Consider the following 12,797-nt stretch of genomic DNA (forward strand, 5'->3'; position numbering starts at 1 on the left):
CTATTGTAAAATTTAATGGAGTCATATATTTCTCATCCTATCTAGTTTTTATTTTCAAACTAATTATATTTGTTAAGGAGGGGTATATGGCTCATTTTTTATTACTTTTTTAAATTTACACACAATCTTAGACTTAACCCATATTGCTATTATTAAAGGTAATAATAAAGCCCAAACTAAATTAATAGTAAACAATATTTTACAACAATATGATTTTTCTAATATTGCTAAAATTAACTCTAATAAATTATCTAGTGGCATGCAAAAACAATTAATGATTGACGCTATGCTTATTGGTGACCCCAATATTATAATCATGGATGAACCAACCGTTAATTTAGATCCCAATAACCGTTTTGTTTTTTTTACTAAAATCATGAGTTTTAAAGCTCAAAACAAGACAGTAATTATTTCTTCACATATTCTTGATGAATTAGCTAATGTTGCTGATGAATTTTTAATTTTAGATGAAGGAAAAGTTATTACTAAAGAATTCATTAATAAAAATGATAATTATTGTGTAATTAAAACCTTTACCAAAGATGATTTCACAAAAATATTAGATGCATTAGAAAGCCAAATTGTCCAAATTATTAAAATTGATAAAATAAATAATGAAACTATTTTACAATTAAAACTTAATACTAAAATTCAAGATATTAATTATATAGCATACAAAAATAAAATTACACTTGCCAAATGTGAAAAATATCAAGATCAAATTTCTGATATTTATCATATTTTTAATTCTAATGAATAAAAATAAATTAGGATTATTAAAATTAATAAACGATATGCCTTTTATTTATTTTTTATTATTCTTTTATAAAGATATCATAATATAACAACATCCATAATTTGTAAATATGATGTTTTATGAAAAAACGTTGAAAAATATGGAAAATATGATAGTCTTTACCTAATCAACATAATAGTTTTTAACCCATTGCCTTTATCTAAAAGTAAATGGGTTTTTATGTTGAAATGATGAGAGGAGAAAAGATAATGGAAGAAGAAATTTTGAAAAAAGAATATGAATGAGCTTGAAAATCATTAAAAGAAACAATTGCTTCTTTAGAAGAATATAAAAATGAAAACAGATGAGATGACTATATAAAAGTAGTTGAAGAAAAAGAAAAATTGTTGACAGATAATATTTCCCAACCTCTAAAACAAAAAATTGAACTATTAAAAATAGAAAAAAATCAAACCTGAAAAAATGTTTTATCTCGTATTTTTACTTTAGGTTTTTATAATAGAAAAAAACAAATAAGTAAAAAAATTGATAAATTAGAAGAAGCAATTTTTACAGTAAATGAAAAATGAAGAAACGAAGTAGATATTATAAATTCAATGAAAAACCGTTTAGAAAATGAATTTAAATCAGAAAATAATAGATTAAAATCGGATAATGAAAAAATGAATGTAAGAATATACAAACAGAAAATGAAAAAAACAAAGCCAAACTTAATGAGTTAGAAAAAATAAATAAGAAAAACGCAAAAGAAATTGAAGAACTAAAAAGCGAAAATCAAGAGTATATAAAAATACAAGAAAAAAACAACGAAGAAAAAATTAGTATGAAAATCACTTTTGATAATGTTAGTAGAGGTTTAAAAGAAGAAATTGAATTCTATAAAGGTAATTCAGTAAGTCTTGAACAACAGTTACCAGATTCTGGTATTGATTTATGCGCAGAAGAAGTTGTCGAAGTCAAAGTTGATATATTTAATGCCAATAAAATTAATTGTAATAATTTTGACAATAACAATAATAAGACAACTTCTAAAATTAATTTTATTAGTTTTTAGACAAATATGAAATTTAACAAAGAATGAACCCCTAAGAGTAAATTTGATTTTTATTAATGCATTCTTAGGGGTTTTAGTTTATACTTTTATTTATTATTTTATTATTTTATTGATTTATAAATTAAAAGGCGTAAAATTTCATATTAGTATATATTTTATTTTTTAAAATATAAACATTAAAAAATGAAGGAGTGTTTTTAGTGGAAAATAATAAAAACTTATTTATTGTAAACCATCCTTTAATACTAGATAAGCTAACAAGAATTAGAAATCAAAATACACAAAAAAAAGATTTCAAAGAAAACTTGAGCGAAATTGCTACTTTAATGGCTTATGAAGTATTTAAAGATTTGCCAGTAGATGATATTGAAATCCAAACTCCAATAACTAAGGTTACTGGTAAAACGCTAAGTAAAACTATTATTCTTTGTCCCATCTTACGAGCAGGTCTAGGAATGACTAATGGTTTTGAATATGTAGTACCTAATGCTATTATTAGTCATATCGGACTTTATCGCAATGAAGAAACATTAAAACCACATAATTATTTCTTTAAGTATCCAAAAAATATTACTAACATGGATGAGGCACTAGTATTCATTTTAGATCCAATGCTTGCCACAGGTGGCACTGCTAATGCTGCCATTAAAGAATTAAAAAAAGTTGGATTTAAACACATTACTTTAGTTGCCATTGTTGGTGCACCAGTTGCTATTGAAAGAATTGAACAAAAAAACCCAGATGTTAAAATATATATTGCAGCATTAGATAAAAATTTAAATGATAATGGTTACATTGTTCCTGGTTTAGGTGATGCTGGTGACAGAATTTTCGGAACTAAATAAAAAAACATTACCTTTTAAAGTTAGAAATAATTTTTTTCTAGCAATATTAGCGACAATGGTCAGTTATTGATTATTAATTAATACTGTATTAGTCATAACTGTTATAATTAATGTACAATATTGATTATTGTTTAGTGGCTTTAATGTTGGATTTTTAGGAAGTGTTATCGGTTTTGGATTTCTATGTTTAGCATCAAAATGATTAACCAGTGGTAAATCTTTTTGACAAACTTTAGCTTATTTTGGTTTCATATTAAGAATGATTGTTTATGGGACAATTATTGTTTTAATCATTTTTTTTCATTTTGCTAATTTAATTACAACCATTGTTGGAATGTCAATATTAATGGTAGCTACCATTACCGCACAGTTATGTGTATATCAAAAGAAAAATAAAAAGAAGGAATTTACATGCAGTTGTTAGCAGGGCTAGATAGTTGGAATTATCTCCAAATTATGCCCCAACTTGTAACAATTTTTATAACTACTATCTTTATAGTTATTGTTAGTTATATTTATTATTACAAAGTTAAACGTATGAAGGCTGACGAAGAACCGCGAGGGATTGTTTTAGTTGTTGAGTTAGTTATCAAATCAGTAGAAAAAATTGTTGTTGATGTTCTTGGTATCAAATATAAAAACTTAACAATTTATCTATTGTACATAATGGGTTATATTTTGATCGGTAATTGATTATCAATTATTGGTTTTGAATCACAATCTTCAATGTACACAGTTACTTTGTCAATGGCCATGGTAACATTTGTTGGAATCTATTTTGTTGGAATTAAATTTCAAAAACTATTATTTTTTAAAAAGTTTGTTGTTAATCCCTTAGAATTGATTACTCAATTTGCACCTTTAATTTCATTATCATTCCGTTTATTTGGTAATATTTTAGGAGGAAGTATTATCCTAACTATGCTTTATGGCGTTACTGGTATGGTTTGAGGTGAGATACCAATTATTGGTCAAATGAACTTATTGATTGGCGTTATGGGTCCTTTCTTGCATATTTATTTTGATTTATTTGCTGGAAGTATTCAAGCTTTAATTTTTGGAACTTTAACGCTTGTTTATTGGAAATTACAAATGGACGAAGCGAGTCATAAAAGTGAACTCACTGTTAAGTTACCAAGGAAATTACGAAAAGAGCAAATGGATTCTGATGATGAAATGTATGTAAAACGCCTTGTTATGAAACATAAATAAAGAAAGAAAAAGAGGAAAATCATTATGGAAATATTAACACACTTAGTGCACTGATTTAATTTTTTAGCAGCAGGAGATGGATTAACAAATTTAAAATATGTTGGAGCAGGATTATCAACTATTTCTTGTGCTGGTAGTGGAATTGGTCAAGGTTTTGCTGCTGGTAAAGCTGTAGAAGCTGTAGCACGCAACCCTGAAGTTGAATCAAAGATTAGAACTCAATTTGTTATTGGTGCAGCTATTGCCGAATCTGGTGCTATTTATGGCCTAGTTGTTTCACTAATTTTAATTTTTGTAGCAAGTTAAAATATAACATAGTTACTAAAGAAGGTGAATTTTATGAATTTTAATTTTAATGCTATTGTCTCTGGCGATGATATAGTAAACCAACTATTTCCTAACTTGCCTGTATTTATAGCTCATATTTTTGCATCAGTAATTTTATTACTAGTACTTTGAAGATGAGTATATGCTCCTTTTCGTAAAGCACTACACGGCCGTCATTTAGCAATTAAAGACAAACTTGATGATGCTGCTAGTAAACAATCATTAGCTAACCAAGATCGTGGCGAAGCTAGTCAAATTTTAAAAGCCGCTAAAATTGAAGCACAAGAAATTGTTGTTAATGCTCAAAATGATGGCTACAACAAACGTAAAGAAATTATTGATAAAGCACAAGATGAAAGTATGCGTATTACTAATCAATCAAAACGTGATTTAATTCGTATTCATAAAGAAGCAGAAGCCCAAATTAATGAACAAATTAAACAAATAGCTTTAGAAGCTGCTAAAAAAATTATTAGTGCAGAAATTAATGCAAAAAAACATGAACAATTGATTGATGACTTTATTAAAGAATTAAAATAAGCAGTAGGTGAAAGATAATATGATGGATGAAGATGTAGTTAATCAATGAAGCAATGGTCTTTTTCAATTAACAAGAGAAATAAAAAAAGTTACTAAATTTGCTGAAGAAAGTAATCAATTAATTGATATCTTTGCTACTTATCCAGATTTTATTGACATTGCTAGCAGTAGTAACTTAACGACTGAATTAAGAAAATCAATTATTATTGATACGTTTCAAAATCGTATTGAGCCTTATTTATTAAATTTTTTCTTATTGTTAATTGACCAACATCAGTTTTGTTATGTGCGATTAATTCTTAAAGAATTTCGTAAGATTTGTAATGAATATCATGATATTCATTATGGAATTATTTATTCTGTTGTTAAACTTTCATCACAACAAATTAAAAAAATTCAAGTTAAGATTGAAAAAATTATTAACTATAAAATTGAAGTAGTGAACAAAGTTGATGAATCACTAATTGGTGGTATCAAAGTTAAAGTTCAAAATCAAGTTTTTGATGGTTCAATTAAAGGTCAAATTGAACGATTAAAATCACAATTACTAAATCATGAATAGAGGTAAAATTAAGTGTCCCTAAATATTAATCAAATTTCAGAAATTATTAAAACCCAAATTAAAAATTATGGTAAAAAAATTAGTGCCAATGAAGAAGGTACAGTTGTTACTGTGGGTGACGGAATTGCCTTAGTTCATGGTTTAGATAAGGCTATTAATGGTGAATTAGTGTTATTCCCTAAAAGTAATGTCTATGGTATGGTTCTTAGTTTAGAAGAAACTGCTGTTGGTGTGGTGTTAATGGGTAATGATACAGAAATTCGCGAAGGTGATAGTGTTAAAAGAACTGGTAATGTTGTAGAAACACCAGTTGGTAATGCTTTACTAGGTCGAGTTGTTAATGCCTTAGGTCAAAAAATTGATGGTAAAGGACCTATTAAAACAACAAAAACTCGTCCTGTGGAAAGAATTGCACCAGGAGTTATGACAAGAAAATCAGTCTCACAACCATTAGCTACCGGACTATTATCAATTGATGCTATGATTCCTATTGGAAAAGGACAAAGAGAATTGATTATTGGTGACCGTCAAACTGGTAAAACAACAATTGCTATTGATACAATTATTAATCAAAAAGGTAAGAATGTTAAATGCGTGTATGTTGCCATTGGGCAAAAAGCATCAACAGTTGCCCAAATTGTTGATAAACTAACACAGTTAGGCGCTATGGAATATACAACTATTGTTTGTGCCACTGCTAGTGAAGTCGCACCACTTCAATACATTGCTCCATATACTGGAATTACGATTGCCGAAGAATGAATGGAACAAGGACAAGATGTACTAATTGTTTATGATGATTTAAGTAAGCATGCCGTTGCTTATCGTGCTATTTCATTACTATTAAGAAGACCACCAGGACGTGAAGCATATCCTGGAGATGTTTTTTACTTGCATTCACGTTTATTAGAACGCGCAGCTCGTTTAAATGAAAAACATGGTGGTGGAAGTATTACTGCCTTGCCTATTATTGAAACACAAGCAGGTGATATTTCTGCCTATATCCCTACTAACGTTATTTCAATTACTGATGGTCAAATCTTTTTAATGTCGGAATTGTTTAATGCTGGAATTCGCCCTGCCGTTGATGTTGGTTTATCAGTATCACGGGTAGGTTCATCAGCACAAATTAAAGCCATTAAACAAGTTGGTGGAACGTTAAAATTAGAACTAGCCCAATTTCGTGAATTACAAGACTTTTCGCGATTTGGTTCTGATTTAGATGAAAACACTAGAGCGATTATTGAACATGGAAAACGTTCAATTGAAATTTTAAAACAAAAACAAAATGAACCGTTAAGTCAAATTGATCAAGCAATTATTTTATTAGCAGTTAAAAATAAAGCTACTAGATGATTACCAGTAGAAATGATGGATACGTTTAAAAAAGAAGTTATTCTTTTTTTCCAAAAACAACAACGTAAAAACTATTTAAAATTACAACAAGAGCAAGCATTTTCTCCTGATTTACAAATAGCTATTAGTGAAGGGATTATGAATGTTGTTTATAATTTAGTTAAGAAACTTAATAACTATAATCCTAAACTATATGGTAATCCAGAACAATGAGAAGAATTAACTAAGAACTTCAGATAATTAATCAGAAAGGTAAGGCGTAATTTATGGCACAAAGCATGGAACAAATTCGTCAACGAATTAAATCAGTTAATATTAGTTATAAAATAACTAAAGCCATGCAATTAGTTTCAACTGCTAAATTAAAAAAAGTTGGTAAAAGAATTGAAGTTATTAAACCTTACTATTCTGAAGTTTATAATACTTTTAACCAACTAATCCCTAAACTAAATAATTCCATTTATTTAAAATCAAAAGACCAAGTAATTAATAAAACCATTTGATTAATTTTTAATTCTAATTTGGGACTATGTGGTGGTTTTAATAATAATTTAAATAAATTAGTAATGGAACAGTATCAACCCCAAGATGAAATAGTTATTATTGGTAGTAAGGGAGTTTCGTATTTCACAAATCATCATTGTAATATTATTCAAAGTTATATTGATTTTAATACTGAATCTTCATATAATGATTCCCAAGAAATATCATTACTATTGCTTTCTAAATTCAATAACAAAGAAACTGATGGCATTAAAGTTGCATATACTAAATATGTAAATACTGTTACCACAATTCCTACTATTATTGATTTACTACCAATTGTTCCTATTAAAACTAATCAAAAAACACTAATTCAAACTGATTTTGAACCAGACCCTGAAACGGTGATTGCTAGTGCTATTCCCTTATACGTTGGTTCAATTATTTATGGTGTTCTAGTAGAGTCACAAATATCAGAACAAGCATCCCGAAGATTAGCCATGGAAAATGCTTCTAATAATGCTAATGATATTAAAAATAATTTACTAGTGACATATAATCGTGCCCGTCAAGGAGCTATTACCCAAGAAATATCAGAAATTATTGGTGGCGCCAATGCCCAAGAATCATAATAGTAATTAAAGGAGAAGAGCAAAATGGCAAGTATAAAACCAAAAACAACAAAACAAACTAAAGAAAAATATGAAAATCCTACTTTACCAGAAAATAATAAAACCTTTGTTAAAGAAAAAAACTTTCAAACAATTTTTGATCATAAAAAAATGACTGTTGAAATCATTGACACAAGTAAACCTGAAACTTTAGTTAAAACAGTTGATAATGAACTTAAGATAACAAAATCAAAATTAGATTTGAAAACAAAGTCAAAAGATACTAGTAAGCAAAAAGTTGAAAAAAAACCAGTTGTTGAAGTTAAATCTAAAACTGAATCAAAAGATAGCGTCAAAGTTACACCCAAAAAAAATATTGGAAAAATTACTAAAATTTCTGGACCCGTTATTGATATCCGTTTTGATGACAACAGTTTACCTAATTTAAATAATGCTATTAGCATTGACAACCAAGGTCAAGAATTAATTGTTGAAGTTTCACAACATATTGGTGATGATACCGTACGTTGTATCTCTATGGGACCTACTGAAGGATTACGTCGTGGCTTAGATGCTATTGACCTCGATGGTCCTATCTCTGTTCCTGTTGGTGAAGAAGTTCTAGGACGTCTTTTAAATGTTTTAGGTGATGTAATTGATGAAAAACCAGCAATCAAATCTAAATTACGTTATCCTATTCACCGCAATGCCCCTAGTTTTGATGAAATTCAATCAAAAGCTGAAATTTTAGTAACTGGAATTAAAGTTATTGATTTGCTAGCACCTTATGCTAAGGGTGGAAAAATTGGTTTATTTGGTGGTGCTGGAGTTGGTAAAACCGTATTAATCCAAGAACTAATTAATAATGTTGCTAAAGAACACGGTGGAATTTCTGTCTTTGCTGGAGTTGGAGAACGAACACGTGAAGGAAATGACTTGTACTATGAAATGCAAGAATCAGGTGTCATTGATAAAACAGCTTTAGTTTTTGGTCAAATGTCTGAGCCTCCAGGTGCTCGTATGCGAGTTGCTTTAACGGGTTTAACAGTTGCTGAATATTTCCGTGATGAAAAACAACAAGATGTTTTATTATTTATTGATAATATTTTTCGTTTCACACAAGCTGGTAGTGAAGTTTCAGCCTTGTTAGGAAGAATGCCTTCTGCTGTTGGATACCAACCAACCTTATCAACAGAAATGGGAGCTTTACAAGAACGTATTGTTTCAACTAAACGTGGTTCAATTACCTCAGTACAGGCCGTTTATGTGCCTGCTGATGACTTGACTGACCCAGCTCCTGCTACAACCTTTACGCACTTAGATGCTAAGATTGTGTTAGACCGTAATATTGCTGCTCTAGGACTTTATCCAGCTGTTCATCCGTTACAATCATCTTCAAGAATGCTAGACCCTGCTATTGTTGGTCAAGACCATTATGATACAGCACGAAGAGTAGTAGAAATGATTCAGCGTTTTTCTGAACTTGAACCAATTATTGCTATTCTAGGTATGGATGAACTAAGTGAAGAAGACAAAAAAGTAGTGGCACGTGCTCGAAGAATACGTAACTTTTTCTCACAACCATTCCATGTAGCTGAAAAGTTTTCTGGACTAAAAGGAATTTATATTTCTATTGAACAAACAATTGCTAGTTTTAAAGAAATTTTAGATGGTAAATGTGATGATATTCCAGAACAAGCATTCTTATATGTCGGAACAATTGACCAAGTGCTTGAAAAAGCTAAAAATTTAAAATAATGGTTGGTGAATAATATGGCATTAAATTTAAAAATTATTACTCCCAACGGTATTCTCTTTGATGGTGAAGTCCAATGAGTTAACGTTAAAACTACGGAAGGTTATATTGGTATTTTTGAATGACACATACCATTAATTGCTAATATTCAAATCTCTAAGATGTCATTTAAAACCAAACAAAAAGTACGTAATTTAACAATTTCAGGTGGTCTTTTAGTTACAGATTTACACTCTGTTCGTATTATTAGTGATAAAGTTGAATATACATCAATTTTAAAAGCAAAAGAAACGCAAGTATCAGATGAGCGTATTAAACGTGTTAGTGGGGCTTAGTTATGGTTAAAGATCCTGCTTTAGTTAAATGAGTTATTGAAATATCAATTTATCTTTTTAGTTTTATTGCTAGTGCTTTTGCTATTAGATCAGTTCCTTTTAATAAATTTTTAAATCATAATCGAGTTAAAGAAGCATGAGTATTATATATGTTAACAACATTGGTTTTTACATATTGTATCGGTACTTTAATTATTAATTTTATTGGTTTAGATATTTGGTTTAGTTAGATATTATTGTAGTTTTAACTTGAATTTTATAAATAATAATAAATATCCATTTAAAATGGATTTTTTCTGTTTTTTTGAAAAAAATATATAATATTTCTTTATTGGTATTGCTAAACAAAAAAAGTGTAGGTATAATCTTTTTTATAATAGGTTAGAAAGGGGGTGAAAAAAATGAAAAAATTTTTTCACAAGAGAGACTCATCTGGAGATAGTAATCCTAGTTTTAGTTTTAAAGGTTCTTTTAATAAACTAGGTGGTTATATGTTTGGTCGTATGCAAAATTTAGCAAGAGCTATTGTCTTGCCAATTGCTACTTTACCAATTGCTGGTCTATTATTAGGTATTGGTGGAGGTGTTGCTACTGCTTTAGGGAAATTACATAACGCTGATCATTTAACAGCATTGATTAGAATTTTTGGGATTATGCAAGCAGCAGGTAATGTTGTTTTTGCAAACTTAGGTTTAATCTTTGCTATTTCTATTGCTTTTGGTTTTGTTAAAGCAAGTAAAGGTGTAGCAGCGTTATCTGGATTTATTACGTTTGCTGTTATGACATCAGTTATTAATGGTTTGTTCTTTTATGATTCTGACACAGAAATTTTAGGATTTGATCCGTGAAATTTAGGTGGTGGTGCAAGTATCAAAGATGATAAGTCAGGAGTATTTGGTAATGTTTTAGGACTATTTCCAACGATTGATACTTCAGTTTTAGGTGGTATTCTTGTTGGATGATTAATTTCTATTGTTCACAATCGTTCTTATAACATCCGTATGCCAAGAGTATTAGCTTTCTTTGGTGGTGAAAGATTTGTACCAATTCTTGCTGTTTTTCTTGGGTTAGGGATGGGATTAGCGTTCTTCTTTATTTGACCAGCATTATTAGTTGCATTTAAAGCCATAGGTCAAGGATTATCAACAGGTATGAATACAGGGACAATGACTGATGGGTCATTAACTGGTGGAGCATTTCATCCAACAGTTGGTGGAGCGTTTATTGCGATGTTCTTTGGTATTACTGAACGTTTATTAATCCCAACAGGATTACATCACGTACAATACACACCATTTTGATATACATCAGTTGGGGGTACTTGAACTGATGAAACTGGTAAAACTTTTGTTGGTGCTTACAATATTTTCTTTGCTCAATTTGCTTCTGGAGCAACTGGTCATATGAACCAAACACCAGGGACAATGTTTATGAGTGGTCGTTTTGCTTTCATGCAGTATGGTTATCCATTTGCTGCCTTAGCAATGTGAAAATTAGCAAGACCAGAAAATAAAAAACTGGTTGGTGGAATCTTAGGTTCTGCTGCGCTAACTTCATTCTTAACAGGTATTACTGAACCAATGCTATTCTCATTCTTGTTTGTGGCACCGTTATGTTTTGCCTTCCATGCCTTTATGGCCGGAATTAGTTTCATGATGGCATACTTACTAAATATTGTTGTCGGTCAAGGGTTTGCTGCTGGATTTATTGATTTCTCATTCTTCGGAATTTTACCAGCTGCGCTTGGTAAAGCAACAGGATTCTACTGAATCTTTGTTACAGGGTTAATAATGGCACCAGCTTACTACTTTGGTTTCTATTACATTATTAAGTGACGAAACTACAAAACTTTAGGACGTGAAGAAGGTGAACTTGCTACAAACATTGCTATGCAAGGTGTTGAAGCTTCACTGGACAAATCTTCTAAAAAAGGAAAAACAAAAGCAGGTAACTTATTACTTGGACTTGGTGGAGCATTAAATATTGTTGATATTGATGCTAAAGATAAAGTACTAACAGCTACTTTAAAAGATGTTAATATATCTTCAAAAGCATTATTAAGACTAAGTGGTACTAAATCAGTAAAAATAGCTGGTAATAAAATAGAAATTATTTATGCTGATGGTGCAGATTCTATGCATACACAGTTACAAGAAGAAATGACAAAAGCACCAGTTAAAACTTCAAAAGATAAAAATAACGTTATGTTAGAAAATATTTTTTTAGGTCTAGGTGGTCGTGATAATGTTAAACTTTTAGATAATTGTGCAACAAGACTACGAGTTACGGTTATTGATGAAACTAAAGTTGATGATAAAATCTTAAAATCAACAGGAGCAGCAGGTATCTTTAAAAAGGGTACAGCTGTGCAAGTAATCTATGGTCCACAAGTAGGTAACATCAAAAATGATTTATTAAAAACTTGAACACCAAAATAAATTATTAATTATTATTAAAAATCTTCAAATGTTGTTTATACATTTGAAGATTTTTTAAGTATTAATTTTAGAAAATGTTATTATTGTAATTAGTATCTATAGTAGAAATTATTTGAAAGGAAACATAAAATGGATAAATTTACTAATACCATAAATGAATTAACAACTATTTTTAATAATAATGCTAATAGCACCACTAAAATCAAAAAAGAAAATTTTTAGTAAATAATTTTCTTTTTTATGGTATTTTAACTAGTAAACGTAAATCATTAGTAAAACCCGTTATTACTAATTGTAATAAAATTTTAACATTGCAAGAAAAGAAAAATTTATTTGAAGAAATGTATAAACAACCAAATCGTGAATGACAATATACAGCTAGGTTAAGTCCCGAATCTTGTGTAAATTTATTTTTACAGAGCAATATTTCTCATATCAAATAAATTTAGTTTAATTTATTGTACCATACTTAAAAGTTGCTAAGTTAATCTTATCTAAAATTAATTTTAAAATTCTTATAG

General features: G+C 29.2%; 15 protein-coding genes. All 15 read left to right on the top strand.

The genetic code is table 4. The features are described 5' to 3' along the window. Window positions 1-184: 184 nt before the first annotated feature. The 15 genes from RDJ14_RS02155 (at window position 185) to RDJ14_RS02225 (ending at window position 12,276) form a co-directional block, all read left to right on the top strand. Window positions 185-760: an ATP-binding cassette domain-containing protein gene (locus RDJ14_RS02155; RefSeq protein ID WP_374047458.1), complete on the top strand. Its 576-nt coding sequence runs from the start codon at window positions 185-187 to the stop codon at window positions 758-760. A 245-nt stretch (window positions 761-1,005) separates the two neighbouring features. Further along, a complete protein-coding gene (locus RDJ14_RS02160; RefSeq protein ID WP_308149728.1) occupies window positions 1,006-1,479 on the top strand; it encodes a hypothetical protein in 474 nt (157 codons plus the stop codon). A 101-nt stretch (window positions 1,480-1,580) separates the two neighbouring features. Continuing rightward, a complete protein-coding gene (locus RDJ14_RS02165) occupies window positions 1,581-1,811 on the top strand; it encodes a hypothetical protein (protein ID WP_308149729.1) in 231 nt (76 codons plus the stop codon). 200 nt (window positions 1,812-2,011) lie between these two features. Next, on the top strand, window positions 2,012-2,656 hold the full coding sequence (gene upp / locus RDJ14_RS02170) for a uracil phosphoribosyltransferase (RefSeq protein ID WP_308149730.1): 645 nt from the start codon (window positions 2,012-2,014) through the stop codon (window positions 2,654-2,656). Continuing rightward, the gene (locus RDJ14_RS02175; RefSeq protein WP_308149731.1) at window positions 2,631-3,080 is read left to right on the top strand and encodes a hypothetical protein; all 450 of its coding nucleotides are present in this window, start codon (window positions 2,631-2,633) and stop codon (window positions 3,078-3,080) included. Before upp ends, RDJ14_RS02175 begins: the two co-directional genes overlap by 26 nt. A gap of 32 nt (window positions 3,081-3,112) precedes the next feature. Beyond that, a complete protein-coding gene (locus RDJ14_RS02180; RefSeq protein ID WP_308149732.1) occupies window positions 3,113-3,868 on the top strand; it encodes a F0F1 ATP synthase subunit A in 756 nt (251 codons plus the stop codon). A 24-nt stretch (window positions 3,869-3,892) separates the two neighbouring features. Then, window positions 3,893-4,174 carry an ATP synthase F0 subunit C gene (atpE, locus tag RDJ14_RS02185; RefSeq protein ID WP_308149733.1) on the top strand — a complete coding sequence of 94 codons (282 nt, stop codon included), beginning with the start codon at window positions 3,893-3,895 and terminating at the stop codon, window positions 4,172-4,174. Window positions 4,175-4,207: 33 nt separating this feature from the next. Beyond that, window positions 4,208-4,735: a F0F1 ATP synthase subunit B gene (gene atpF, locus RDJ14_RS02190; RefSeq protein ID WP_308149734.1), complete on the top strand. Its 528-nt coding sequence runs from the start codon at window positions 4,208-4,210 to the stop codon at window positions 4,733-4,735. Window positions 4,736-4,754: 19 nt separating this feature from the next. Next, window positions 4,755-5,297: a F0F1 ATP synthase subunit delta gene (locus RDJ14_RS02195; protein WP_308149735.1), complete on the top strand. Its 543-nt coding sequence runs from the start codon at window positions 4,755-4,757 to the stop codon at window positions 5,295-5,297. A gap of 12 nt (window positions 5,298-5,309) precedes the next feature. Next, window positions 5,310-6,893 (top strand): F0F1 ATP synthase subunit alpha, encoded by a 1,584-nt coding sequence (gene atpA / locus RDJ14_RS02200; protein ID WP_308149736.1) that lies wholly within the window; start codon window positions 5,310-5,312, stop codon window positions 6,891-6,893. Window positions 6,894-6,919: 26 nt separating this feature from the next. Further along, window positions 6,920-7,768, top strand: a complete 849-nt coding sequence (atpG, locus tag RDJ14_RS02205) for an ATP synthase F1 subunit gamma (protein WP_308149737.1) — start codon at window positions 6,920-6,922, stop codon at window positions 7,766-7,768. Between the two features lie 24 nt (window positions 7,769-7,792). Next, window positions 7,793-9,505: a F0F1 ATP synthase subunit beta gene (atpD, locus tag RDJ14_RS02210; protein ID WP_308149738.1), complete on the top strand. Its 1,713-nt coding sequence runs from the start codon at window positions 7,793-7,795 to the stop codon at window positions 9,503-9,505. A 15-nt stretch (window positions 9,506-9,520) separates the two neighbouring features. Continuing rightward, entirely contained in the window at window positions 9,521-9,838 is a 318-nt protein-coding gene (gene atpC / locus RDJ14_RS02215; RefSeq protein WP_308149739.1) for an ATP synthase F1 subunit epsilon, read from the top strand. 2 nt (window positions 9,839-9,840) lie between these two features. Beyond that, the gene (locus RDJ14_RS02220; protein ID WP_308149740.1) at window positions 9,841-10,068 is read left to right on the top strand and encodes a DUF1146 family protein; all 228 of its coding nucleotides are present in this window, start codon (window positions 9,841-9,843) and stop codon (window positions 10,066-10,068) included. A 171-nt stretch (window positions 10,069-10,239) separates the two neighbouring features. Beyond that, entirely contained in the window at window positions 10,240-12,276 is a 2,037-nt protein-coding gene (locus RDJ14_RS02225) for a PTS transporter subunit EIIC (RefSeq protein WP_308149741.1), read from the top strand. Window positions 12,277-12,797: the final 521 nt, after the last annotated feature.

The organism is Spiroplasma sp. AdecLV25b (genome assembly GCF_030913225.1).
In the GTDB taxonomy this organism is placed as follows: Bacteria; Bacillota_I; Bacilli_A; order Mycoplasmatales; family VBWQ01; genus Spiroplasma_E.